This window comes from Rhodococcus sp. Leaf233, assembly GCF_001426165.1.
In the GTDB taxonomy this organism is placed as follows: Bacteria; Actinomycetota; Actinomycetes; order Mycobacteriales; family Mycobacteriaceae; genus Rhodococcoides; species Rhodococcoides fascians.
Map to the genome: position 1 here is coordinate 100,266 of NZ_LMRO01000001.1, position 23,467 is coordinate 123,732.

Genomic DNA, 23,467 nt, shown 5'->3' on the forward strand with positions numbered 1-23,467 from the left:
TCATACGGTCGGACGGTTGTCGATCAGACGGCGGGCCTTACCGATGGAACGCTCGAGGGCCGCCGGTGCAACGACGTCGACCGCGACGCTGACGCCGATCCGGTCCTTGACCAGCTTCTTCAGCGTTGCTGCGGCAATCGGATGCGTGTCGAGCGCGGCATCGGGTCGGGCTTCGACGAGGACGGTCAGTGAGTCCATGCGTCCGGCACGCTCCAGCACACACTGGAACTGCGGTGCCAGAACGGGAACCGTCAAGATCAGCTCCTCGATCTGCGTCGGGAAGAGATTGACCCCGCGCAGAATGATCATGTCGTCGGTGCGGCCGGTGACCTTCTGCATCCGACGCATCGTGCGAGCCGTGCCCGGCAGCAGTCGCGTCAGATCGCGCGTGCGGTAGCGGATGATCGGCATCGCTTCCTTGGACAGGGACGTGAACACCAATTCACCCTCCTCGCCGTCGGGCAGAACCTCGCCGGTCACCGGGTCGATGACCTCCGGGTAGAAATGATCCTCCCAGATGTGAAGTCCGTCCTTGGTTTCGACGCATTCCATCGCGACGCCCGGTCCCATGACCTCGGACAGGCCGTAGATGTCGACGGCGTCCATGTCGAGAGTCTTCTCGATCTCCTTGCGCATCTCCTCGGTCCAGGGCTCCGCGCCGAAGACGCCGGTTTTCAGCGAGGTCTTCGCCGGATCGATGCCCTTCTTGACCATCGCGTCGACAATCGTGAGCATGTAGGACGGCGTGACCATGATGGCGTCGGGCTCGAAGTCCTCGATGAGCTGGATCTGACGATCGGTCATACCGCCTGACATTGGAATCACCGTGCAGCCCAGACGTTCTGCGCCGTAGTGCGCGCCGAGTCCGCCCGTGAAGAGGCCGTAGCCGTAGGCGACGTGCACCTTGTCCGACGGCTTGACGCCACCGGCGCGGAGGCTGCGCGCGATGAGGTCGGCCCAGTTGCTGATGTCGTTCGCGGTGTACCCCACCACTGTCGGCCTACCCGTGGTGCCCGAGGACGCATGGATGCGGGAGACCTTGTCCTGCGGAACCGCGAACATCCCGAAGGGGTAGTTCTCCCGCAGGTCCTTCTTGGCGGTGAACGGAAACTTCGCCAGATCCGACAGGTCTTTCAGATCGGTCGGATGCACCCCGGCGTCGTCGAATGCTTTCGTGTAGTGCGGAACGTTGTCGTACGCGTGCTGCAGCGACCATTGCAGGCGCTCCAGCTGAAGGGTGGATATCTGGTCCCGAGAGGCAAACTCGATGTCCGGGGTGTCGGTGGGGGTAGGCAAGACGCTGGTCATGGCGGTCTCCGGGTGATCAGGCGTCGAAGTCGACGGTGACGGTGTCGCTGACAGGAAAGGTTTGGCAGGTGAGCACGAAGCCGGCGTCGACCTCGTTGTCCTCGAGCGCATAGTTGCGCCGCATATCGGTCTCGCCGAACGTGATCTTGGCGCGGCACGTGCCACACACGCCGCCCTTGCACGCGAAGGGAAGGTCGGAGCGCAGTTGCTCGGCGGAGTCGAGAATCGACTCGTCCTGAGGCAGAGCGCCTTTCACCTCGCGGCCGTCGAGGATGATCGTGACCTCGCTGCTGGGTCCGGTGATACCGGGCTCGCGGTGCTGCTCCTGCGGCGGCGGTACGTCGTCGACGTAGAACAGTTCGTGGTGAATGCTGCTCTTCGCAACGCCGAGTTCCTTCAGAACATCCTGCGCGTCGTTCACCATCCCGAACGGACCGCACAACCAGAAGTGGTCGATGTCGGGGGTTGCGACGACGGTGTCGAGTATCTCGCGTAACCGGTCGGCATCGAGCCTGCCGCTGAACAACTCGACTTCCCGCGGCTCGCGAGAGAGCACGTGAATGACGTCGAATCGACTGCCGTACTGATCCTTCAGGTCGGCGATCTCCTCGGCGAACATCACCGTTCGCGTCCGTCGATTGCCGTACAGCAGAACCACTTCGGAGTCGGGATTCGCCAGAACGGACGCCGCAATCGACAACATCGGGGTGATACCGGAACCGGCGGCGATGAGCACGTGCCTGCCGGCCTGGGCCGGATCGGCGTGAAAGGTGCCGCTCGGGCCCTGCACGTCGATGCGGTCGCCTGCTTTGACGTCGTGAACAAGCCAGGAGGAGAACAGACCGTCGGACACCTCACGGACACCGACGCGGGGACGCGCACCCGCCGGGGCGCAGATGGAGTAGGAGCGGCGGTGCTCGACGCCGTCGACGGTGCGGCTGAGCATCAGTGACTGGCCCGGTCGAAAGTCGAACTCTTCGCGCAATTCTTCCGGGACGTCGAACGTGACAGCAACGGCGTCGTCGCAGAGCGATTCCACGTCGGCAACGGTCAGTGAATGAAAAGGTTTGTTGCGTACATTCTTCTGAACGGGCTCGGCGGTGACGGTCATCAGATTTCCTTCACGTGGTCGAAGGGCTCCAGGCAGTCGTCGCACCGGTACTGGGCTTTGCAGAGGGTGGCGCCGAACTCGGACGTGAGCCGGGTGTTGCGCGAGCTGCACTGCGGGCAGGTGAGCTGACGGGGTTTGACGGTCAAGGTCAGTGGCACCGGGCCGGATGTACGTTCCGGGGCCGGACCCGGAGTGGAGTAGCCGGTCTCGCGCAGCTTGCGCAGGCCCTCCTCGGAGATCCAGTCGGTACTCCATGCCGGCGTCAGGCTGGTGACGATCTCGACATCCGCGTAGCCGTGGTCCTGAAGCTTGTGAGCGATGTCGTCCCGCATCGTCGCCATGGCGGGGCAGCCGGAGTACGTCGGAGTGATCGTGACGAGCACGCTGCCGTTCTCGCGTACCTCGACGTCGCGCAGGACGCCGAGGTCGTCGAGGGTGAGCAGCGGCATCTCCGGATCCATGACGGTAGCTGCGATGTCGCGAGCCGAAAGTTCCATCGTTGTCACCAGACCCCCTCCGGATGCGCGCGGGCCACGACCTGCATCTCGGCGATCAGTGGACCGAATGCTTCGGTGTGAATGCCGCGACGACCACCGCGGCCGCCGATGGTGCCCACGGATTTGCCCTCGGGTGTGTCCAGCTCCGCGGCGTGAAGGACCTGTGCAAGAACCGAATCGAACTCCTCGCGGATGTCACGCGGATCGACGGCGACACCGACCTTCGCGAGTGCGATCTCCTCGTCCGTCGGAATGAACAGTTCCGAGACGTACGGCCAGATCCGGGTCACGGCGTCGCGTACGCGTCGCTTCGATTCGTCCGTGCCGCAGCCCAGGGTGACGACCCAGCGGGCGGCGTAATCGCGGTGGTACGTCAGCTCTTTGACGCCCTTGTTCGCAACTGCGGCAAGAACGGGATCACGGGATTCCTGCAGGCGAGTGAAGACGGCGAGCCGCCACGTCGAGAACACCAGCAGCCGAACCAGCGACTTCGCGAAGTCGCCGTTGTCGAGCTCGGTGAGTCGTACGTTCCGGAAGTCGGCCTCGTCGCGAAAGAACGCCAGCACATCCTCGGCGGGTGCGGGTGAAGTGTCCGAAATGAACGGCACCACCGTCGGATCGGCTTTGGCGGCGCGGGCCAGCAGCAGCCGGGCCTGGCCGAGGAGGTCGAGGCCGACGTTCGCCAGCGCCACCTCTTCTTCCAGTTCCGGTGCGCGAGTGCTCCATTCGGCGAGGCGCTGCGAGCTGATCAGCGCATCGTCACCGAGCATGAGGCAGTACGCGGCAAGGGCTTTCAGGTCGACGTCGTCGGGAACGGTGGTGTCGACTCCGGCGAGCGGGTCGTCGAAGCTCGTCCCGAATGCCCACTGCCCGTGCGAGTCCTCGTCGACGAGGCCCTCGTAGGCGCTGTCGTGATCGGTCATGAGTGCTTGTCCTCTGGGAGTATGGGTCTCACATGTGGGGAACGTTGTCGGGGATCTCGTAGAACGTCGGGTGGCGGTAGACCTTGTCGCCACTCGGCGCGAAGAACGGATCCTTCTCCGACGGCGACGACGCGACGATCGAGTTGGACGAAACCACCCAGATGCTGACGCCTTCGTTGCGGCGGGTGTAGACGTCGCGAGCGTGACGCAGGGCCATGTGGTCGTCGGCGGCGTGGAGTGATCCGACGTGTACGTGGTTCAGGCCGCGCTTGCCGCGTAGGAACACCTCGTACAACGGCCAATCAGCCTTAACTGCTTCCCTTTTCGGCTCGACCGGAACACCCTCGGTGGGCACTGCTCCGTGGCCGCCCTCGGCGGTGAACTGGGCCTCTTCAGGGCGTGTCATGATGCTGCGTTCCTTTCGGCGAATGCGGTTGCGGCCTCACGGACCCAGGCTCCGCCGTCGTGGGCTGCTCGACGGTTCGCGATGCGCTCGACGTTGGAGGCACCGTTGCCCTTGATCACCTGCATGAACTCGGACCAGTCGGGCTCACCGAAATCGTGTGACTTGCGCTCCTCGTTCCACTTCAGGTCCGGGTCGGGGAACGTGACTCCGAGTGCCTTCGCCTGCGGGATCGACATGTCGACGAAGCGTTGGCGCAGTTCGTCGTTGGTGTGGCGCTTGATGCCCCACTTCATGGACTGCTCGGTGTTGGGGGACTCGTCGTCCGGCGGGCCGAACATCATCAGTGCCGGCCACCACCATCGGTTGACGGATTCCTGGACCATGGCACGCTGTTCGTCGGTGCCGCGCATCATCGTGGCCAGCAGCTCGTAGCCCTGACGCTGGTGGAAGGATTCTTCCTTGCAGACGCGGATCATCGCGCGTGCGTACGGCCCGAAGCTGCTGCGGCACAGCGGAACCTGGTTGCAGATCGCTGCGCCGTCGACCAGCCAGCCGATGGTGCCCACGTCGGCGTACGTCAGGGTGGGGTAGTTGAAGATAGAGGAGTACTTCTGCTTGCCCTCGATGAGCTTGACCGTCAGGTCGGCGCGGTCCGCCCCGAGGGTTTCGGCAGCAGAGTAGAGGTAGAGGCCGTGACCGGCTTCGTCCTGCACCTTGGCCATCAGGATCGCCTTGCGGCGCAACGACGGTGCGCGTGTGAGCCAGTTGCCCTCCGGCTGCATGCCGATGATCTCGGAGTGCGCGTGCTGGGCGATCTGGCGGATGAGCGACTTGCGGTAGCCGTCCGGCATCCAGTCGCGGGGCTCGACGCGCTGCTCGTGGGCAATGGTCTCGTCGAACCCGTCCTGCAGCGTTTCGGTGGACAGGGTGTTTGACGTGGTCATAAGTCCTACTTTCATTACCGAATGATCGGTTGGTAACCAGTATGCATCGAAGTGACCCCGGGCACAAGAGCGGCTTCGCCGCACGTGCGTGATAGTTCGTAGCAGGGGTCGAGTTTCTGTTCACATGGGTCGTTCCGCAGGCTCCACTCCCGCTCACCTGCCGACGAAGGAGGCTCCCTTCTTCGCGAGGAAAGCATCGACGGCGGCCTTGTGGTCGGCGGTCTGGCCGAGGGCGGTCTGCGCCTGCGCCTCGCGGTCCAGGGCGTCGGACAGACCGGACCGCGCGATCAGCGACTTGACCTGCTTGTACGCCAGGGTGGGTCCCGCAGCGAGCGTTGTGGCCAGCGTGCGCGCGGTCTCGAGAACGTCGGCATCGTCGACGACGCGATGCACCAGACCCCAGTCGAGAGCCTGCGCGGCGGTGACCTTGTCTCCGAGCAGCATCAGTCCCGCGGCCCGGCTCGCTCCCAGTGCGTCGACCAGCGTGTAGCTCAACCCCGAGTCGCTGGCCAATCCGATGCCGGTGAACGCCGTGGCGAACGACGACTTGGTGCCGGCGACGCGGATGTCTCCGGCGAGTGCGATCCCGAGACCCGCACCGACACACGCGCCGGGGATGGCCACGACGATCGGCACCTCGAGCGCTGCGAGCCCTCGGATGACCGGGTTGTAATGCTCACCGACGGTATCCATCGCCGTGGCCGGGTCGGCTTCGAGCGCGGTGACGTGCTCGCCGAGGTCCTGGCCGACGCAGAAGTTCTTGCCCTCCGCGGTGATGAGCACCGCGCGCACACTGGGTGCGGCGGCGTTCTGCACTGCAGACATCAGGCCGACTTTCGTCATGACGTCGAGGGCGTTGTGTGCCTCGGAGCGCGCGAGGGTGATGGTCGCCAGGCCGTCGGTGACATCGAACCGTACCGTCATGCGTTCGTCCAATCGTGAAAGCCGCGACCGGACTTGCGTCCGATGTCGCCGCGAGCAACCATGTCTCGCAACAACTGCGGGGGAGTGAACCTGTCGCCGAGGGTCGACGCCAGGTGTTCTGCGATGGCGAGCCGAACGTCCAACCCGACGAGGTCGGTGGACCGCAACGGACCCATCGGATGCTTGTAGCCGAGTTCCATGGCGCGGTCGATCGATTCGGCGTCGGCGACGCCTTCCTCCAGCATCCGGATGGCCTCGAGTCCGAGGCACACGCCGAGCCGGGAGGTAGCGAACCCGGGGGAGTCGTTGACGAGCACCTCGGTTTTGCCGAGCAGTGACACCCACTGCTGCACTCGCTGCACGACGTCTAGGGAAGTGGCCGGAGCGCGCACGATCTCGACGAGGGTCGACGCCGGAACCGGGTTGAAGAAGTGCATCCCGACGAAGCGGCTCGGATCGCTCAATGCTGCGCCGAGTTCCGCGATGGAGATCGAGCTCGTGTTCGACGCGATGACCGTGTCGGGCCCGGCGATCTTGTCGACGAGAGCCAGTACCTCGACCTTGAGCGACGGAATCTCGGGAACCGCTTCGACCACCAGGTCCAGGTCGGCAGGAAGATCCGCGGGGCCGGCGACGGTGGAGACCCGGGCGAGAATCGCAGCGGGGTCCTCGCTGAGTTTCCCGCGCTCGTGCGCCCGGTCCAGTCCGGTCGAGACTCGTCCGAGGGCTGCAGTCTGGTCGGCTGCTTCGGCGATGACGACGGTCGAGCCGAGGGCCGCGAACACCTGGGCAATACCTGCACCCATGCGGCCGCCACCGACAACAGCTACTTTCACAAGAACTGTCATTTCTTCTTCTCCAGAAATGCCGTCATGCGGCGTTGTTTGTCTTCGGTCTCGAACAGAACAGCCTGCGCGATGTCGTCGGCCCACGGGTGTGAACCGGGTGCATCGAGAATCCTTTTCGTCAGCTTCAGGGCCAGTGGTGCTTGTCTCGCAATGCGATCCGCGAGGGAATGCGCTGCAGTCAACGGCTCGTCGACGACGTCCAGCACCAGGCCGCACCGAAGTGCCACCTCTGCGTCCAGTGTCCGGCCACCGAGAAGCACCTGCTTCGCGACGGACACGCCCACCAGCGTCGGTAACCGGTAGCTGGCTCCGGCGGCAGCCATGATGCCCAGTCCCGGTTCGGGGTTGCCGAACACGGCCGTCGGCGACGCGATGCGGATGTCGCAGGCGTAGGACAGTTCGGCTCCGCCGCCGAGCGCGTATCCGCGCACCGCGGCGATCGTGGGCAGGGGGAGTGCGGCGATGCGATCGAACAGGTTTCGGTTGATGCCGCGCAGTGCGTCGTCGCGAGTGCGGGCCCGCAACTGGTTGATGTCGGCACCGCCGGCAAAATGCTCGCCTGCTCCGGTCAGGATCACGATCTTGGGATCCTGCTCCACGAGCGCGCACACCTCGTGCAGCTCGCCGATCATGTCGGAATCGATTGCGTTGCGTTGCTTCTCGCGATTCAGGGTGACGACAACGCGGTCCGTCGACTCCTCCACGATGAGTATGTTCACGGTGCCTCGATCAGCATCGACACGCCTTGCCCGACGCCGACGCACAGTGTCGCGAGCCCACGGGAGGCCTTCTCGCGTTCCATCCGGCCCAACAGCGTCAACAGAATTCGAGCACCCGACGAGCCGAGAGGGTGTCCGAGGGCGATGGCCCCGCCGTCGGCATTGACGATGTTCTCGTCGAGCTTCAGCTGGCGGATGACGCCGAGGGACTGTGCGGCGAAGGCCTCGTTGAGTTCGACGGCACCGAGGTCGTCGATCGACCATCCCGCGCGAGTGAGCGCCTTCTGCGTGGACGGGACCGGCCCGAGTCCCATGATGTGGGGCGCGATGCCGGCGCTCGCGCTGGTGACGATGCGTCCGCGCATCTCGAGGCCATACTTGTTCACGGCTTCTTCCGAGGCCACCACCAATGCCGATGCCCCGTCTGTGAATGGCGACGAGGTGCCGGCGGTGACGATGCCGTCCTTGCGGAAGACGGTCTTCAGGGTGCCGAGCTTGTCCAGAGTGGTTCCGCGGCGCGGCGTCTCGTCCTCGGTGACATCGCCGTTCTTGGTCGTGACGGGCACGATCTCGTCGGCGAAGCGTCCGGCATCCTGGGCGGCGATGGCACGCTGCTGACTGCGGAAGGCGAAGGCGTCGGACTCTGCGCGGGTGATGCCCTCGCTGAGCGCGACCTCTTCGGCGGTTTCGCCCATCGACAGGGTGATCTTGGGATCGGTCCCCCCGTCGTGGGAGGCGAAGGTCGGGTTGGTGAATCGCCAGCCGAGGGAGGTATCGAAGATCTCGCCGGGCTTGGCCCACGCCGTCCCGGGCTTGGCCATGACCCATGGCGCGCGCGTCATGGACTCGACGCCACCGGCGACGATGATGTCGGCCTCACCGCTGCGAATGGTGCTCGCGGCGTTGGCTACTGCGGTCAGTCCGCTCGCGCACAGGCGATTGACGGTATATCCCGGCACCGACTGGGGCAGACCTGCGAGCAGAACCGCCATTCTGGCCACATCGCGATTGTCCTCGCCTGCCTGGTTGGCCGCACCCAGAATCACCTCGTCGATTCGGTCGACGGGTACGCCCGCTCTGCGGACCGCCTCGGCCACGACCAGTCCGGCGAGATCGTCGGGGCGCACCGAGGCCAGGGCACCGCCGTAGCGCCCGTGCGGGGTACGTGCGCCGGCCACGAGAAATACTTCGCCCACTTCGAAACTCCTTCGTCGGTTGCGTCATTAATAACCGAACATTCGGTCGTTTGGCAAGGTCCGCTTCCCGTGGTGCTGTGGAATCGTCCGCCGACTGCGAAGATGTGGCAATGACAACCGCACGCGCGCCGCGCAAGACCGGACAGCCAGGGCGGCCGGGATACGACCTGGATTCCCTCTTGGCCGTGGCGGTCAAGGTCTTCAACGACCGTGGGTACGACGGCACCAGCATGGAAATTCTGGCGAAGCGGCTCGGTATCACCAAGTCGTCGATCTACCACCACGTATCGGGCAAGTCCGAGTTGCTCGAACTCGCGCTGTCGCGGGCTCTCAATGCGCTGTTCGCCGTGACGACCGAGGATCGGGCCACGACCGGGCGGTACATCGACCGGCTCGAATACCTGGTGCGTCGCAGCGTCGACATCCTGTGTGCGGAGTTGCCCTACGTGACGCTGCTGCTGCGGGTGCGGGGCAACACCGACGTCGAGCGGCGCGCTCTCGCCCGCAGGCGCGAATTCGACACCTTCGTCACCGGGCTCGTCGTCGCCGCCGCCGAGGAGGGCGACCTGCGTCCCGGTGTCGACCCGGCTCTGGCGTCCAAGCTCGTCTTCGGAACGGTCAACTCGCTCATCGAGTGGTACCGCCCGCGCACCGGCGGATCCGTCGAGGAATTGGCCGACGCCGTCGTGGCTCTGACCTTCGACGGCCTGCGCCGCACGTAGCGAGGGCATGCTCAGCCGGGTCGTTCCGCAGGCTCCACTCCTGGTCTTGACTTCTCGGCGTTCGACGGCGATGGTAATTACCGACCGAACGTACGGTGAGATGGAGGCGTTGTGAGCAGACTTCTGGAAAGCTATGCCCAGGGCACGTGGTATTCCGCGACCGACGAGGGAACGCCGCTGCTGAGCGCCGTCGACGGCAGTGAGATCGCCCGGGTGTCGTCCAGCGGTCTCGACGTCGCAGGCATGATCGATTACGCCCGCACCGTCGGCGGCCCCGCGCTCGCAGCCCTGACGTTCCACGAGCGTGCAGCGCTGCTCAAACAACTGGGTCTCACGCTGCTGGCCGGCAAAGAGGAGTTCTACCAACTCTCCCGGCACACCGGAGCCACCACCCGCGATTCCGGCGTCGACATCGACGGCGGTTTCGGCACCGTGCTGAGCTACGCGAGCAAGGCTCGACGCGAACTCCCGAACGAGACGGTCTATCTCGACGGTGCCATCGAGCAGCTCGGCAAGAAGGGCACCTTCCTCGGTCAGCACATCTACACCTCCCGGCGCGGCGTCGCCGTGCAGATCAACGCGTACAACTTCCCCGTCTGGGGCTTCCTCGAAAAGCTGGCACCCGCGTTCATCGCGGGCGTGCCCTCGATCGTCAAGCCCGCCAGCCAAACTGCGTACCTGACCGAGCTTGTCTTCCGTCGGATCATCGAGTCGGGGTTGCTGCCCGAGGGGTCGGTTCAGTTGCTGTGTGGCAGTGCCCGTGGTGTCCTCGACCACCTCGGCGGCCAGGACTCGGTGGCCTTCACCGGATCGGCCGATACCGCTGCGACCCTGCGCTCACACCCCAACGTCGTCGGCGAGGGACTCCATTTCACGGCGGAAGCCGATTCTCTCAACGCGTCCATCCTGGGTTCCGATGTGGCACAGAGCGATCCGGAGTTCGATCTGTTCGTCAAAGGTGTCTTCACCGAGATGACATCCAAAGCCGGCCAGAAGTGCACGGCCATCCGCCGCGTGCTGGTGCCGCAGGACTCGGTCGAACCCGTCATCGAGGCGCTCAAGGCCAAGCTCGACAAGGTCGTCGTCGGTGACCCGCAGGACGACGGCGTCACCATGGGTGCACTCGCCAGCATCGACCAGCGCGACGAGGTCCTCAAATCCATTCGTGGACTGATCAAGTCGGCCACCGTCGTCTTCGGTGATCCCGACTCCGTGGATTCACGGCCCGGTGCCTTCATGGCACCGGTCCTGTTGAAGGCCGGCGACAAGAGCGCACCCGAACCGCACGAGATCGAGGCATTCGGGCCCGTCTCCACCGTCATCGGTTACGACAGCACCGCAGACCTGCTCGACCTCGTCGCCCGCGGAAAGGGCTCTCTGGTCGCATCTCTGGTGACCAAAGATTCGGCCATCGCGCGCGAGATCGTGCTGGGCACCGCTCCGTATCACGGGCGCATCCTGGTCCTGAACTCCGAGGACGCGAAGGAATCGACCGGTCACGGTTCGCCGCTACCGGTACTGGTGCACGGCGGACCCGGCCGCGCAGGCGGTGGTGAAGAACTCGGCGGTATCCGCGGCGTCCTGCACCACATGCAGCGCACCGCAATCCAGGGAACCCCGGACGTGCTGACGGCCATCGGCAACAAGTGGGTCACCGGGGCGAAGCAGACGACCGGGGACGTTCACCCGTTCCGCAAGAACCTCGGCGAACTGCGACTGGGTGACACCATCGTCGGTGGCCCACGACAGGTCACCCGCGCCGACATCGATCACTTCGCCGAATTCACCGGCGACACGTTCTACGCGCACACCGATCCCGAAGCGGCAGCGGCAAATCCGTTGTTCGGCGGCATCGTGGCGCACGGCTACCTGGTGGTCTCGCTGGCCGCGGGGCTGTTCGTCGACCCGGCACCGGGCCCAGTCCTGGCGAACTTCGGCGTCGACAGCCTGCGCTTCCTGACGCCGGTCAAGGCCGAGGATTCGCTGACGGTCACGTTGACGGCCAAGCTCATCACCCCGCGTCAGAGTGCCGACTACGGCGAGGTGCGGTGGGACGCAGTGGTCGTCAACCAGGACGGTGACCCCGTCGCCACCTACGACGTACTCACTCTCGTCGCGAAGCCCGAGGCCGCGTCATGAGCGTACGAGTAGCCGTCTGTTACGGAATGCCCGAGGACCCTGCCGCCTTCGATCGGCACTACGCCGAGGTGCACGTGCCCCTCGCTCGCGCAGTTCCCGGCCTGGTCGACTTCACCTGGGGCACGCTCGACTCGCTCGACGAGTCCCCGCCGCCCTACTACGCAATCGCAAGTCTGTACTTCGCGGACGAGGCGTCGCTGAAGGCAGGATTGGGTTCGCCCGAGATGACAGCGGCAGGCAAGGATCTGCGGAACTTCGCAAGCGGCGGCGTCACGATGTTCACCCAGAACGAGCGTTCGGTGTTGCAGCCGTGACCGATTCGCCTATTGCGCGGGAGATGTTCGAGGTCGATGCCGCGTCCCGCAAGCTCGGCATCGAACTGATCGAGCTGTCACCCGGTCACGCCAGAATGTCGATGGTCGTGACCGAGGACATGGTCAACGGTTACGCCATCACGCACGGCGGATACGTCTTCCTGCTTGCGGATACGACGTTCGCCATGGCCTGCAACTCGCACGAGGATTCGGCCGTCGCTGCCCGATGCGACATCCGGTACCTCCGTCCGACGAAGGTCGGTGACGTCCTCGTCGCCGACGCCGTCGAGCGTGCGAGGTTCGGCCGCAACGGTATCTACGACGTGTCGGTGACGTGCCGAGACGAGCTGATCGCCGAATTCCGAGGCGACAGTCGCACGATAGCGCGCTAGCGATCCGGCGCGTGGAAGTACTGTGAGTCGGTGACCACTGCAGACCTGTCGGCGCTGGCAGACGCCACCGCCACTGCGGTGGGTGGTGCTGTGTCGGTGATGGATCCGCAGGGCTATGTGGTGGCGTATTCGTCGGTGCCGGGGCAGCCGATCGACGACGTGCGACGCGACGGCATTCTGGGCAAGCAGGTCCCGGCTCGATACATGGTGCATCACATCGATCCGGACTTCCGGCGCAGCTCGACCGTGCACGTCGTCGATGTGGCCGGTGCGCTACCCCGTCTGGCAGTAGCGGTTTCGGTCGACGGTGAGTACCTCGGCTCCATCTGGTGCATTGCGTCCGGTGCCGGCATCCGTCCGCCGGCCCCTGCGGCAGTGGCTGCATTGACGCGTGCGGCCGCAGCTGCAGTGCCGTTGTTGTCGGCCCGCCATCATCCGGCCGATGCCGACAACCCCAGGGTGCGTGCGTTACTGACCGATCCCGAAGTCGTCACTACGCCGGGAAAACGCTACGCCGTTCTGGCCGCCAAAGTGGAGTCGCCGCGAGCGCAGAAAATGTTGGTGCAGCTCGCTGGTCTGTTGCAGCTCACGTTCGGCAACGCGGGCGACTCCGGATGCATCGTCGACGGGAACACCGTCCTGCTGGTGGTGGAGTCCGACGACGAACGCGCATTCGCTGCGGACGCAGAGGAGGTTCGACGACGCGCAGAGGCGGCCTTCGGTGCCGCTGTGAGCTTCGCGATCGGTGGCCCGGACGCCCGTCCCGCGATAGCGCTCAGACATGCTCACTGGGTACTCGACGTGATCGAAATAGGCTCACAAACAACGACATTCGATGAGAATCGGGTATCGGTCACTCTTCGGAGAGCGGGGGAGGCGCTGTCGGAGGTGTCGCTCGCGTTGCCTGCCGTCGAACGGATGCTGTCCTGCGATGCCTCGGAAGGTACGGAATACGCCGCGACGGTGCTGGCGTTGTTGGCACACGAATCCAACGTCGCTGCCGCGTCTGCGTCGCTGTACCTGCACCCCAATACCTTTCGCTACCGACTCCGGCGTACCAAGGAGTTGTTCGGTCTCGATCTCGACGACGTGGACACCCGGTTGCTGGTGTGGATGTCGCTGCGGCTCACGACCGGGCGGTGAGGACCTTCCCTGGGTTGAGCAGGTAGTGCGGGTCGAGCAGCTCCTTGATGCCGCGCTGCAGTTCCGCTGCAACAGAATCGAGTTCGGTCTCGAGAAGATCGCGTTTGAGCAGGCCGACGCCGTGTTCACCGGTAATGGTCCCGCCCAGCGAGAGGGCGAATGCCGCGATCTCGTCGAACGCGCGGTGTGCCTTGGCCAACGATGACGGGTCGATCGGGTCGACGATGACTGTCGGATGGATGTTGCCGTCCCCTGCGTGTCCGACGACGCCGATGACGATGCCGATGCGCTCGGCGATGCGTCCGACCTCGTCGATCATCGCGGCGAGCTGCGAAATAGGAACGGACACGTCGTCGACCAACGGTGAGCCGAGACGCTCGAGTGCCGGGTACGCCAGTCGACGGGCCTGCACGAGCTGCTCCGATTCGACCTCGTCCTCGGCAACGGCCACATCGGTTGCCCCGGCTGCGGTGCACAGTGCGGCGATGGCTTCGAGCTCCTGCACAGAGCCTGCGCCGATATCGGACTGAGCGATCAGCACGGCCGCGGCGTCGGTGCCGAAGTCCATCCGGGCGTACGCGTCGATCGCGGCGATGGTGGTGCGGTCCAGCAACTCGAACAGGCTCGGAGTGATACCGGCGGCCCGGATCTGCGTCACCGCTTCACCGGCCGCGACAGTCGACGGGAAGGTCGCGGCCATGGTCAGCGGAGTGGCAGCCGGAAAGTCGAGTCCTACGGTTGCTTCGGTGATGATTCCGAGTGTGCCTTCGGATCCGACGAACAGTTCGGCCAGGGAAAGCCCGGCCACGCCTTTGACGGTGCGTCGACCGACGAACGTCGCGCGGCCGTCGGCGAGTACGACGCGCAGCCCACGGACGAATCGTGCTGTGACGCCGTACTTCACGCAGCACAGACCGCCGGCGTTGGTGGCGATGTTGCCGCCGATGGTCGACGCCTCCCAGCTGGACGGGTCGGGGAGGTACGTCAATCCCTGCTGCAGGGCAGCATCTTTCAGCTCTTTGTTAGTGACACCGGGTTGCACGACGGCGGTGCGGTTGACGACGTCCAACTCGACGATCTTGTTCATCCGCCGGGTGTTGAGGGCAATGGCTCCGACGCTGGCGTTCGCGGCTCCCGCCAGGCCGGTCAATGCGCCTTGCGGTACCACGGGAATGCGATGTGCCGATGCGATTTTCATGATCGCCTGTACGTCCGATTCGGTGCTCGGTAGCACTGCCGCCAGGGGTAGCGCGGATTCGCACAGAGCGGCGGCGTCGTGCCGGAAGCTCTGCAGGATGTCCGGGTCGGTCACCACCGCGTCGGCACCGAGGGCGCGCATCAGTTCGTCGATGACCGGCGAATGGAGAACGAGGGTGGTCGGAGCAGCCATGGATTCGAGTATGTCGGGCGGCGCTGTCGATGTCTGCGTCGTTTCGGACGAAGCACGAGGTCTCGATCGGTAGTTTCCGACGAAGTGTGGGCAGGGCCTTGTTATGCACGCGACCACCTTGACAAACTACGGTGGCGCCGGTCACAGTAATTACCGACCGAATGGACGGTGAGTTTTATCCGGTTCGTCGGTTACCTGAATTCGCCGCTGTTCATACCCCACGTCACTCCGAACTGTCGCTCGCTCTCACGAGCGCCGGAGCCCGAACGAAACGAGATCGTCGATGACAACACAGGTCGAGACGCCCACCGGGGTGTCGCGTGAGCATCGCCGCGCCGCGATGGCCAGCATGGTTGGAACCACCGTCGAGTGGTACGACTTCTTCATCTACGCGCAGGCCGCGTCGCTGATCTTCGCTCAGCTGTTCTTCGCGCCCATGGGCTCGTCCGGACAGCTGGTCGCCTACGTGACCATCGGTATCAGCTTCGTGTTCCGTCCTCTCGGGGCCATCGTCGCGGGGTACTTCGGCGACAAGATCGGTCGCAAGAAGGTCCTCATCGCGACCCTCACCCTCATGGGCGCGGCCACCGTCGGAATGGGGCTGCTGCCCACCTACGCGACCATCGGCATCTGGGCTCCGATCATCCTGATCGTGTTGCGCATCCTGCAGGGATTCTCGACCGGCGGCGAATGGGGCGGCGCAGCACTGATGGCCGTCGAGCATGCACCGAAGGGCAAGCGCGGAATCTACGGTGCGGCAACCCAGATGGGCGTTCCGCTCGGCATGCTCATCGCGGTGGGAACGTTGGCGCTGTGTACCGGCATGCTCAGTGAGGAGCAGTTCGAGGCCTGGGGCTGGCGTATTCCGTTCCTCATCAGCTTCGTGCTGATCCTCGTCGGCTTCTACATCCGACGCCGCGTCGAAGAGACCCCGGTGTTCAAGGAGCTCGCAGAACGCAAGGAGCGCAACCACACTCCCGTTCGTGCACTGTGGCGCACCAACAAGAAGCAGGTCATGCTCGCCGCGCTGTCGTTCGTGGGTAACAACGGCAACGGTTACATCATCGTCGGTGGCTTCATCGTCGCGTACTCGACGAGGGAGCACGGGCTCGCCCGTGTGGACGTGTTGGTGGCCAGTCTGTTCGCGGCTCTCGTGTGGGGTGTGTTCACCCTGCTCGGTGCGTATCTGTCCGACCGCTACTCCCGGACCGCCATCATGAACCTGGGCAACGCGTCGATGGTGTTGTGCGCCATCCCGTTCTTCCTGCTCGTCGATACCGGTGAGCTGCAGTGGATCTACGTGGCCCTCGGTCTCTTCGCCGTCGGACTCGGCCTCGCCTACGGCCCACAGCCGGCGCTGTACGCCGAAATGTTCCCCGCAGCAGTCCGATTCAGTGGAGCATCCATCGGCTACGCCATCGGCACCGTGCTCGGTGGAGCCTTCGTCCCGACGATCTCCGAGGCACTGTTCAAGGGAACCGGCACCTCGATGTCGATCTCGATCTACCTGATGATCCTGGCGGCGATCTCGTTCGTCGCGACCTCGCGCATCAAGAACCGTCGAGACGAGGATTTGAACGTCTGACACAACGACGACGACAGCCCCGCAACCAGCCGAGTTGCGGGGCTGTCGTCGTGTACGTGGCCCAGTGCGAGCGTCACCGTTCCGGCCCTGACCGGCGTTCGAATCTGCGGGTTAGTATCGCTCCATGGCCACCGAATCAACCGTCGTGGTCGACGGGCGAACTCTGCGACATCAGCATCGCCGCCCCGAGTTGCTGGCTGCCGTGACCGAGTACGTACTTGACCACGGCCTTGCCGATTTGTCGTTGCGTCCCTTGGCTCGCGAGCTCGGGGTCACCCACGCGACTCTGATCCGGCATTTCGTGTCGAAGGACAAGCTGATCGCCGAGGTCGTCGATCGAATGCGTGTGGACTTTCTCGAGACGTTGCAGACCGACGACGAGACCAGCGGTTCCGTCGAATTTCTCGAGATGTCTTGGGAGAAACTGCGGCAGCCTCGGGAGCAGCGCCAATTTCGCGCGCTGTTCGAGATCGCGTCCCGGGCACCGCAGAACCGCTACGTGCCCGGTGACGTGACCGCCCGAATCCTCGGACAGTGGCGCATCCCGCTCGAGCAGCGTCTGGTCGCCGAAGGGCGGAGCTCGACCGAGGCCACCGAAATCGCCACTCTCGTGCTGGCTCAGGTCCGCGGACTGCAACTGGACCTTCTCATCACCGGTGAGCGCGAACGCATCGATGCGGCATTTGCGCGCGCCATCGACCAGCTTCGCCGAACAGTAGACGGCGGCCCGTCACAGTCGTGACTGCGACGGGCCGCGGCATTCACACCTGAGCGAGCGCCCTGACGAAGCAGACGTTCTCCTCGTTGCGGTTGGTCGCCTCGTCCGGGGCAGTGCCGTACGCACGATTGGCCGACAATTTCACCACGACGCGGCGTCGCGCTGGATTGACGTAGACGAGCTGGTTGTAGACGCCGATGGCGCTGAACTCGCCCTCGTCGCCTGCCGGGATCCACCACTGGTATCCGTAGCCCAAACCGATCTGCTCGCCGGCGGACACCGGCACACCGGGTGCGCGCATGGGGTCGTCGTAGTGGGTGGCGTCGCGGACCCACTGCTCCGATACGATCTGGCGACCGTCGATCTTACCTCCGTTGAGGAAGAGGTCACCGAGCCTGGCGAAGTCTCGGGCCGTGGCGTTGAGGCAGGCGTAGGCCTGCTCGATGCCGACCGCATCGATCAGCCAGTAACTGGGTGCCTCGAAGCCGAGAGGCTCGACGAGCTTTTCGTGCATGTAGTCCGACAGAGTCCGGCCGGTCGCCTTGATGACGAGCAGTCCCAGTGCCTGTGTTTCTCCCGAGTTGTACCGGCAGACAGTACCGGGCTCGGATTCACGCACCATGTTGGCGACGAAGTCTTCGAGCGCCCCAATACCTGCCATCGCTGCCGTAAGGCCGAAGATGTCGGACTCGGGATTCGAGTAGTCCTCGTTCCACCGGGCCCCCGAGGACATCCGCAGCACGTCCTTGATCGAGACTCCGTCGTAAGCGGAGCCCGGCCGAACCTTGATGTAGTCGCTGATCGGCTGCTCGAGGCTTTCGATGTGCCCCTCTTCCAGGGCGATACCGACCAGCGTGGACACGAAGCTCTTCGCTACCGACATCGAAATCCACGGCACGTCGACACCACCGGTCAACGCGTAACGCTCGTAACGGATTTCACCGTCCTCGATCATGAGTAGAGCGGCCGTGTCGGTCTCGACGAAGAACTCCTCGAACGATTTCGTCTCACCGTCCCACAGGAAGGATTCCGGCGCGGATACCTGCGCACCCGTCTTCCACGGTCGAGGAGATCCGGAGGGCACCATCCGCATCGATGGCAGCAGCTGCGCCATTCGGTTGAAGTTCTCGTGCTGGGGCACTCCGGTGAACAGTCCGATGGACTGTAGGGCGGTCAGCGGGTCGGTTGTCTGAGGTTCGGTGGTCATGTGGTCTCCAAGCGTCAGGGCCTCGAAGGGCAGTTCGATCGCCGTCACTTTATGCGTACCGATCGGTTAGCACAATGGGTTTGCAGCCCCGATTTCGTTCGCCTGAAACTCTTGTCCTAACCGATCGGTACGTATACATTTCAGCTCATGCCCGCTCTCCCCACGTCGACAGCGACGAACTTGGCCCACCTGCTCGAGGCGTCTGCGGCCGCCTACGGAACTCGCACCGCGATCGTTGTGGCGGGAGAATCGCTGACGTACGCAGAGCTCGACGGTCAGGCCAACCAGGTGGCCAACCTGCTGGCGGCGCGGGGGGTGCGACCTGGCGATCGGGTCGCGCTGTCGTGCCCGACCATCCCGTCGTTCACGGTCGTCTACTTCGCGATCCTCAAGGCCGGGGCCGTCGTGGTTCCCCTGAACATATTGCTCACGCCGCGCGAGATCGCTTATCACCTCGACGATTCGGACGCCGAGATGCTCGTGGCCTTCGAAGGCACTTCCGAGTTGCCGATCGGCGCGAACGCTCGTGCAGCATTCGACGCCGCGCCCAAATGCAAGCACCTTCTGTTGATCGAGCCGGACCCCGGGAATGCGACGGCTACGACGATCCGGGAAGCCGACGGAGCCACTACCCCGACGCACTCGAGCACGTTCGCTCCTGTGCCGCGCGGCACCGACGATGTGGCCGTCATGTTCTACACCTCGGGTACGACGGGCCGGCCGAAAGGGGCCGAGCTGCGTCACCGCAACATCATCGACAACGTCATGCTCGGGCGAGAGCTGTTCCGCTCGGACGCTGACGACCCCGACACCTACTTGTGTCTGCTGCCACTGTTTCACGCCTTCGGCCAGGTCGTGATTCAGAACGGGGCGCTGGCATTCGGCGGGACGCTGGTGATGCTGCCGCGGTTCGAGCCCAATGCTGCGCTCGACCTGATGACCGAGCACCGCGTCACGTTCTTCGGGGGTGTTCCGACGATGTACTGGGGGATGCTCGCAGCACTCGACGACAGCGTCGATGTCGAGCGAATCGCTGCCCACCTCCGGGTTGCGGTGTCCGGTGGTGCTGCGCTGCCAGGAGAAATCCACAAGCAGTTCAGGGAGCGCTTCGGCGTGACGATCCTCGAGGGCTACGGCATGTCGGAGACGTCACCTGTCATCGCGTTCTCGGTGTTCGGCGAGGAACCCCACGTCGGGTCGATCGGAAAGCCGATACCCGGAGTGCAGATGAAACTGATCAACGACGACTGGTCCGATGTCGAGCCCGAGCCGACCGCGATCGGAGAAATTGCGATCAAGGGCCACAACGTGATGAAGGGCTACTACAACCGCCCCGAGGCCACGACCGAGGCCATCCGAGACGGATGGTTCCGCTCGGGCGACCTGGGCAAGAAGGATGAGAACGGCTTCTACTACATCGTCGACCGCAGCAAGGACATGATCATCCGCGGCGGCTACAACGTCTACCCGCGTGAGATCGAAGAAATCTTCATGACGCACCCGGCGGTCTCGCTCGTCGCGGTCATCGGCATTCCGAACGACCAGCACGGCGAGGAGGTCAAGGCCGTCGTGGTCAAGAACCCCGGTCATGACGACGTCTCCGAGGCCGACCTCGTCGCATGGGGCAAGGACCAGTTCGCGGCCTACAAGTATCCCCGCCTGGTGCAGTTTCTCGATCAGTTGCCGATGACGTCGACCGGCAAGATCCTCAAGCGCGAGCTCAACTGAGCGTTACCCGCCCACCCCAACCGAGAACGGACACGTCATGACCTTGACCCTGGAATCGAGTCTCGCGCGGTTCTCGCAGCGGTTCTCCAGCTCCGCCGAGCTCGCCGAGGCTGGTACGAAGATCGTGCCGGGCGGCTATTCCCGCAGCTCGTTCAACTTCGGACCACACGCGATCTACGTCGAGCACGGCGACGGCGCGTACATCACGACCGTCGAAGGCCACCGCCTGCTCGATCTGAACAACAACTTCACGACCAACGTTCTCGGACACAACCCGCCCACGGTGCGGGCGGCTCTGCACCGTGCCATCGACACCGGAGTGTCGTTCGGCAACCCTGTGGAGGCCGAGACCGAGTTGGCGCGAATGATCTCCGACCGAATCGCGTCGATCGACAAGGTCAAGTTCTCGTGCTCGGCGTCGGAATCGGCACTGACTGCGGTCCGCATCGCGCGCGCTTACACCGGGCGTACCGCGATCGCGAAGTTCGAGGGCGGCTATCACGGGTTCACCGATGCACTTCAGGTGTCGTGGCATCCGAGCAGTGGGGGTGACGCCGGTCCCGATGCGTATCCGACGCCCCTGCCCGACAGCGCGGGCATCCCGCAGGTGGACGTCGACAACATCGTGCCCCTCACCCAGAACGATTGGGAGGGAACAGAAGCCATCCTGCGCGCTCGAGCATCCGACGTCGCCTGCGTCATCCTCGAACTCGAAAGCGCCTCCGGCGGTTTGGTGACACTCGACGACGATTTCGTCTCCCGACTCCGGGACTTGACGACCGAGCTGGGGATCGTGATGATCGTCGACGAGACGGTCACGCTGCGGGCGGGCGTGGGTGGCATGCAAGCCGATTACGGTGTGCTGCCCGATCTGACGATCATGGGCAAGATCATCGGCGGCGGGTTCCCGCTCGGTGCCGTCGGCGGCTCGGCCGAGGTGATGTCGGTGCTCGACAGCGGCCTGGTCTCGATCTCCGGGACTCACCACGGCCACAAAATCTCCGTGGCCGCAGGCATCGCAACGCTCGAGCAACTCGACGAGGCGGCGTTCGAGCGTCTCAATGCGATGGCGGCCAGGGTACTGCGGGATCTCGACGACTGGAGCCGCGCCCGAAACAGCGCGTTCACGGTGTACGGTCGGGGGATTTCCCATCTGGCGTACGGCTACATGAACGAGCCAGGGCTCGTAGTCCGCACCCACCGTGATCACTGGCGTCACCTCGACGGCGACCGGACCCAGACCATCTCGCTCGAGCTCGCCAACCGGGGCTTCTTCCCCGTTGCCCGCGGCGACTTCTCACTGTCCCTGGCCATGGGCGTCGACGACATCTCGGCCTTCATCGAGGTGACCAAGGAGATCGTCCGCGACATCGAAGGTTGATCGGGAGTAGCGCCCGCTATCGCGAATCGATTTGTGGTGCAGCTTGTTTGCCCCAGTGCTCGAGTGCGGAAATTGCGTCACGCAGGGCGAGACCTCTTTCGGTCAGCCCGTACGCGCGAGTGTTGTGCCGAAGGGGAAGACGGGTCAACACTCCTGCCGCTTCGAGTTCGCGCAGCCGGGTAGCGAGCATGTTCGTCGGTACTCCGAGGTCGCGCTGCAGATCGCCGTACCGTTGCGGTTCCTCGAGCAGTCGCTCGACAATGAGAAGTGCCCACCGGGCACCGACGATGTCGAGGGCGGCGACGAGGTCGCTCATTCGGCCGTATCGGTGTCCGGCTTCATCCAGAACGGCGAGTAGTGGTAGCCGTCGAGGTCGTCGAACTGACGTTGATACATGAAGGCGTAGTCATCGATGTCTCCGATGCGTCCACCGGCAGCGCCGGCCCGCTCGGTGAGCTCGTCGACCGCCTCGCGGCTACCGAGGTCGAACGAGACCGTGACCTTCGATGGGGTGTCGGGTCCGCCGATCAGCTCCTCGGTGCCGCCCACGCTCGCATACATCTCGCGGCTTCCGAGCATGACGTACTGCCCCGGTGTGATGGCGAAGCACGACACGTTGTGGTCGGACATCTCGGGGTTGAGCGTCCAGCCGAGGGCTGTGTAAAAGGCGGTTGCGCGCTCGACGTTCTCGACGGGACAGGTGATGAACAGGCTCATGCCCTCATGCTTGCAAAATGCAAGTGCGGCGTCAAGGGCTGAACTCGCCGACCGTTCCAGCACTTCACCGAGCTGTCCCCTGGGTGATCAGTGATGCAGTGTCAGTGGCGAATCGTCAATACAGCTTTTCCGCCGGGCAATTCGCGTCGTGTCATCAGTTCGATGACATGAGTGAGTTCCGACCAATCGACGCAGTACCCGGGTGTCGGATCGAGACGGCCGTCGGCGGCCAATCTCACGAGCAATTCGAGGTCCTCGTGTTCGGGGTACTCGACTGCATACGACATGTAGTTGGTGATCGTCGCGCCCTCGTGACCCATGAACGAGAAGACATCGAGCTCGGCCTTGGTGCAAGAACTGTTGCCGATCATGACCAGCGTGCCACGGGGTGCCAGCACGGACAGTGCCGCTTCGAGTACTGTGCCGCCAACGGATTCGATGATCAGATCGAAGGGACCTGATGCATCCGACGGGGTAGTAGTGACCTCGGTTGCTCCGAGTTCGATCAGTTCGCTGGCTTCGTTCTCGCCGGCTGTCGTGGTCGCTGTGACCGACGCACCTGCGGCACTTGCCAATTGGATCTGAAATCGACCCACGCCGCCGTTGGCACCGGTCATCAGGACCTTGCGTCCCAGGAGGTCGCCACCCATACGCACAGTGCGTAGCGCGGTCAGCCCCGCCATCGGTAGAGCGGCAGCGATGTTGGTGCCCAACGTATCCGGGAGGACTGCCATTCGGTCGGTGCGCACGGCCGCGAGTTCGGACCATCCGGCTCCGTCGACCATTCCGACGATCGGTGTGCCTGCTTGGGGTCCGCTCCCGTTTGCGGCCGCCTCGATCACGACGCCACTGATGTCCTGGCCGGGTCGCCAGCCGTGGTCCCTCGCGGCCATGAGGGACAGTTCCCCGCGGTTGACTGAGAACGAATGGATCTGCACCAGAGCCTCATCGGCGGCCGGCTTCGGATCTTCGGCTTCGACGCGTTGGACGGGGGTATCAGAGTCAGGGGTATTGATCGTCGTGTACATCGGCGTATCCGATCTCGTCGTGTGGTCACACCGAAAGGGTGTGAATCTGTACGACGACGAGTCAACGCCGATCCGTCGGTGTGAACCAGAAGCAATTCGTGCACTCAGCGTTCACGAAAAACAATCG

24 protein-coding genes are annotated in these 23,467 nt (G+C 64.4%); 9 read left to right on the plus strand and 15 right to left on the minus strand.

Features of this window, described 5'->3' with window-relative positions:
- The 10 genes from paaK to ASH04_RS00485 form a co-directional block, all read right to left on the minus strand.
- Positions 1-1,308 carry a phenylacetate--CoA ligase PaaK gene (gene paaK / locus ASH04_RS00440; RefSeq protein ID WP_057472488.1) on the minus strand — a complete coding sequence of 436 codons (1,308 nt, stop codon included), beginning with the start codon at positions 1,306-1,308 and terminating at the stop codon, positions 1-3.
- Between the two features lie 16 nt (positions 1,309-1,324).
- Positions 1,325-2,419, minus strand: a complete 1,095-nt coding sequence (paaE, locus tag ASH04_RS00445) for a 1,2-phenylacetyl-CoA epoxidase subunit PaaE (RefSeq protein ID WP_057472489.1) — start codon at positions 2,417-2,419, stop codon at positions 1,325-1,327.
- On the minus strand, positions 2,419-2,916 hold the full coding sequence (paaD, locus tag ASH04_RS00450; RefSeq protein WP_032368688.1) for a 1,2-phenylacetyl-CoA epoxidase subunit PaaD: 498 nt from the start codon (positions 2,914-2,916) through the stop codon (positions 2,419-2,421). Before paaD ends, paaE begins: the two co-directional genes overlap by 1 nt.
- 5 nt (positions 2,917-2,921) lie before the next feature.
- On the minus strand, positions 2,922-3,839 hold the full coding sequence (gene paaC, locus ASH04_RS00455; protein WP_057472490.1) for a 1,2-phenylacetyl-CoA epoxidase subunit PaaC: 918 nt from the start codon (positions 3,837-3,839) through the stop codon (positions 2,922-2,924).
- 28 nt (positions 3,840-3,867) lie between these two features.
- Positions 3,868-4,245: a 1,2-phenylacetyl-CoA epoxidase subunit PaaB gene (paaB, locus tag ASH04_RS00460; RefSeq protein WP_057472491.1), complete on the minus strand. Its 378-nt coding sequence runs from the start codon at positions 4,243-4,245 to the stop codon at positions 3,868-3,870.
- Positions 4,242-5,189 (minus strand): 1,2-phenylacetyl-CoA epoxidase subunit PaaA, encoded by a 948-nt coding sequence (gene paaA / locus ASH04_RS00465; RefSeq protein WP_027494656.1) that lies wholly within the window; start codon positions 5,187-5,189, stop codon positions 4,242-4,244. The genes paaB and paaA overlap by 4 nt, the downstream gene beginning before the upstream one ends.
- Before the next feature lie 153 nt (positions 5,190-5,342).
- Positions 5,343-6,113, minus strand: a complete 771-nt coding sequence (locus tag ASH04_RS00470) for an enoyl-CoA hydratase-related protein (RefSeq protein ID WP_057472492.1) — start codon at positions 6,111-6,113, stop codon at positions 5,343-5,345.
- Positions 6,110-6,961, minus strand: a complete 852-nt coding sequence (locus ASH04_RS00475; protein ID WP_057472493.1) for a 3-hydroxyacyl-CoA dehydrogenase family protein — start codon at positions 6,959-6,961, stop codon at positions 6,110-6,112. The genes ASH04_RS00470 and ASH04_RS00475 overlap by 4 nt, the downstream gene beginning before the upstream one ends.
- Complete coding sequence (locus tag ASH04_RS00480) at positions 6,958-7,680, minus strand: enoyl-CoA hydratase/isomerase family protein (protein ID WP_032367842.1); 723 nt, start codon at positions 7,678-7,680, stop codon at positions 6,958-6,960. The genes ASH04_RS00475 and ASH04_RS00480 overlap by 4 nt, the downstream gene beginning before the upstream one ends.
- Complete coding sequence (locus ASH04_RS00485) at positions 7,677-8,876, minus strand: thiolase family protein (protein ID WP_032367841.1); 1,200 nt, start codon at positions 8,874-8,876, stop codon at positions 7,677-7,679. The genes ASH04_RS00480 and ASH04_RS00485 overlap by 4 nt, the downstream gene beginning before the upstream one ends.
- A 110-nt stretch (positions 8,877-8,986) precedes the next feature.
- Between ASH04_RS00485 and ASH04_RS00490 the strand changes: the two genes are divergently transcribed.
- The 5 genes from ASH04_RS00490 to ASH04_RS00510 all read left to right on the plus strand — a co-directional run bounded on the left by ASH04_RS00490 (position 8,987) and on the right by ASH04_RS00510 (position 13,586).
- Complete coding sequence (locus tag ASH04_RS00490; RefSeq protein WP_027494651.1) at positions 8,987-9,598, plus strand: TetR/AcrR family transcriptional regulator; 612 nt, start codon at positions 8,987-8,989, stop codon at positions 9,596-9,598.
- A gap of 111 nt (positions 9,599-9,709) precedes the next feature.
- Complete coding sequence (paaZ, locus tag ASH04_RS00495) at positions 9,710-11,737, plus strand: phenylacetic acid degradation bifunctional protein PaaZ (RefSeq protein ID WP_057472494.1); 2,028 nt, start codon at positions 9,710-9,712, stop codon at positions 11,735-11,737.
- A complete protein-coding gene (locus ASH04_RS00500) occupies positions 11,734-12,051 on the plus strand; it encodes an EthD family reductase (RefSeq protein ID WP_032385913.1) in 318 nt (105 codons plus the stop codon). Before paaZ ends, ASH04_RS00500 begins: the two co-directional genes overlap by 4 nt.
- Positions 12,052-12,074: 23 nt before the next feature.
- Positions 12,075-12,443 (plus strand): hydroxyphenylacetyl-CoA thioesterase PaaI, encoded by a 369-nt coding sequence (gene paaI / locus ASH04_RS00505; protein ID WP_045841663.1) that lies wholly within the window; start codon positions 12,075-12,077, stop codon positions 12,441-12,443.
- Positions 12,444-12,473: 30 nt separating this feature from the next.
- A complete protein-coding gene (locus ASH04_RS00510) occupies positions 12,474-13,586 on the plus strand; it encodes a PucR family transcriptional regulator (protein WP_057472495.1) in 1,113 nt (370 codons plus the stop codon).
- Here ASH04_RS00510 and ASH04_RS00515 read toward each other — a convergent pair.
- Positions 13,570-14,976, minus strand: coding sequence for an FAD-binding oxidoreductase (locus ASH04_RS00515; RefSeq protein ID WP_057472496.1), 1,407 nt, complete (start codon positions 14,974-14,976; stop codon positions 13,570-13,572). The genes ASH04_RS00510 and ASH04_RS00515 overlap by 17 nt on opposite strands.
- 283 nt (positions 14,977-15,259) lie before the next feature.
- Between ASH04_RS00515 and ASH04_RS00520 the strand changes: the two genes are divergently transcribed.
- On the plus strand, positions 15,260-16,561 hold the full coding sequence (locus tag ASH04_RS00520) for an MFS transporter (protein ID WP_057472497.1): 1,302 nt from the start codon (positions 15,260-15,262) through the stop codon (positions 16,559-16,561).
- A 124-nt stretch (positions 16,562-16,685) separates the two neighbouring features.
- Positions 16,686-17,303 (plus strand): TetR/AcrR family transcriptional regulator, encoded by a 618-nt coding sequence (locus ASH04_RS00525; RefSeq protein WP_057472498.1) that lies wholly within the window; start codon positions 16,686-16,688, stop codon positions 17,301-17,303.
- Between the two features lie 19 nt (positions 17,304-17,322).
- Here ASH04_RS00525 and ASH04_RS00530 read toward each other — a convergent pair whose 3' ends face one another.
- Positions 17,323-18,486 (minus strand): serine hydrolase domain-containing protein, encoded by a 1,164-nt coding sequence (locus ASH04_RS00530; protein ID WP_057472888.1) that lies wholly within the window; start codon positions 18,484-18,486, stop codon positions 17,323-17,325.
- Between the two features lie 147 nt (positions 18,487-18,633).
- Between ASH04_RS00530 and ASH04_RS00535 the strand changes: the two genes are divergently transcribed.
- Positions 18,634-20,214: a long-chain-fatty-acid--CoA ligase gene (locus ASH04_RS00535; RefSeq protein WP_057472499.1), complete on the plus strand. Its 1,581-nt coding sequence runs from the start codon at positions 18,634-18,636 to the stop codon at positions 20,212-20,214.
- 37 nt (positions 20,215-20,251) lie between these two features.
- A complete protein-coding gene (locus ASH04_RS00540) occupies positions 20,252-21,595 on the plus strand; it encodes an aspartate aminotransferase family protein (protein ID WP_057472500.1) in 1,344 nt (447 codons plus the stop codon).
- A gap of 16 nt (positions 21,596-21,611) precedes the next feature.
- Here ASH04_RS00540 and ASH04_RS00545 read toward each other — a convergent pair whose 3' ends face one another.
- The 3 genes from ASH04_RS00545 to ASH04_RS00555 form a co-directional block, all read right to left on the minus strand.
- Positions 21,612-21,911, minus strand: coding sequence for a winged helix-turn-helix transcriptional regulator (locus ASH04_RS00545; protein ID WP_057472501.1), 300 nt, complete (start codon positions 21,909-21,911; stop codon positions 21,612-21,614).
- Positions 21,908-22,312, minus strand: coding sequence for a VOC family protein (locus ASH04_RS00550; protein WP_032373306.1), 405 nt, complete (start codon positions 22,310-22,312; stop codon positions 21,908-21,910). The genes ASH04_RS00545 and ASH04_RS00550 overlap by 4 nt, the downstream gene beginning before the upstream one ends.
- A gap of 101 nt (positions 22,313-22,413) precedes the next feature.
- A complete protein-coding gene (locus ASH04_RS00555; protein WP_162247510.1) occupies positions 22,414-23,205 on the minus strand; it encodes a zinc-binding dehydrogenase in 792 nt (263 codons plus the stop codon).
- Positions 23,206-23,467 lie beyond the last annotated feature (262 nt).

What these genes read in the sequence shown, in the direction of transcription:
- paaB (WP_057472491.1), bottom strand. Translation starts at nt 4,245, where the DNA reads ATGACACGCCCTGAAGAGGCCCAGTTCACCGCCGAGGGCGGCCACGGA.
- paaD (WP_032368688.1), bottom strand. Translation starts at nt 2,916, where the DNA reads ATGGAACTTTCGGCTCGCGACATCGCAGCTACCGTCATGGATCCGGAG.
- paaE (WP_057472489.1), bottom strand. Translation starts at nt 2,419, where the DNA reads ATGACCGTCACCGCCGAGCCCGTTCAGAAGAATGTACGCAACAAACCT.
- paaI (WP_045841663.1), top strand. Translation starts at nt 12,075, where the DNA reads ATGTTCGAGGTCGATGCCGCGTCCCGCAAGCTCGGCATCGAACTGATC.
- ASH04_RS00500 (WP_032385913.1), top strand. Translation starts at nt 11,734, where the DNA reads ATGAGCGTACGAGTAGCCGTCTGTTACGGAATGCCCGAGGACCCTGCC.
- ASH04_RS00520 (WP_057472497.1), top strand. Translation starts at nt 15,260, where the DNA reads ATGACAACACAGGTCGAGACGCCCACCGGGGTGTCGCGTGAGCATCGC.
- paaA (WP_027494656.1), bottom strand. Translation starts at nt 5,189, where the DNA reads ATGACCACGTCAAACACCCTGTCCACCGAAACGCTGCAGGACGGGTTC.
- ASH04_RS00525 (WP_057472498.1), top strand. Translation starts at nt 16,686, where the DNA reads ATGGCCACCGAATCAACCGTCGTGGTCGACGGGCGAACTCTGCGACAT.
- paaK (WP_057472488.1), bottom strand. Translation starts at nt 1,308, where the DNA reads ATGACCAGCGTCTTGCCTACCCCCACCGACACCCCGGACATCGAGTTT.
- ASH04_RS00490 (WP_027494651.1), top strand. Translation starts at nt 8,987, where the DNA reads ATGACAACCGCACGCGCGCCGCGCAAGACCGGACAGCCAGGGCGGCCG.
- ASH04_RS00550 (WP_032373306.1), bottom strand. Translation starts at nt 22,312, where the DNA reads ATGAGCCTGTTCATCACCTGTCCCGTCGAGAACGTCGAGCGCGCAACC.
- ASH04_RS00475 (WP_057472493.1), bottom strand. Translation starts at nt 6,961, where the DNA reads ATGACAGTTCTTGTGAAAGTAGCTGTTGTCGGTGGCGGCCGCATGGGT.
- ASH04_RS00470 (WP_057472492.1), bottom strand. Translation starts at nt 6,113, where the DNA reads ATGACGGTACGGTTCGATGTCACCGACGGCCTGGCGACCATCACCCTC.
- ASH04_RS00540 (WP_057472500.1), top strand. Translation starts at nt 20,252, where the DNA reads ATGACCTTGACCCTGGAATCGAGTCTCGCGCGGTTCTCGCAGCGGTTC.
- paaC (WP_057472490.1), bottom strand. Translation starts at nt 3,839, where the DNA reads ATGACCGATCACGACAGCGCCTACGAGGGCCTCGTCGACGAGGACTCG.
- ASH04_RS00555 (WP_162247510.1), bottom strand. Translation starts at nt 23,205, where the DNA reads ATGGCCGCGAGGGACCACGGCTGGCGACCCGGCCAGGACATCAGTGGC.
- ASH04_RS00535 (WP_057472499.1), top strand. Translation starts at nt 18,634, where the DNA reads ATGCCCGCTCTCCCCACGTCGACAGCGACGAACTTGGCCCACCTGCTC.
- ASH04_RS00545 (WP_057472501.1), bottom strand. Translation starts at nt 21,911, where the DNA reads ATGAGCGACCTCGTCGCCGCCCTCGACATCGTCGGTGCCCGGTGGGCA.
- ASH04_RS00530 (WP_057472888.1), bottom strand. Translation starts at nt 18,486, where the DNA reads ATGACCACCGAACCTCAGACAACCGACCCGCTGACCGCCCTACAGTCC.
- ASH04_RS00515 (WP_057472496.1), bottom strand. Translation starts at nt 14,976, where the DNA reads ATGGCTGCTCCGACCACCCTCGTTCTCCATTCGCCGGTCATCGACGAA.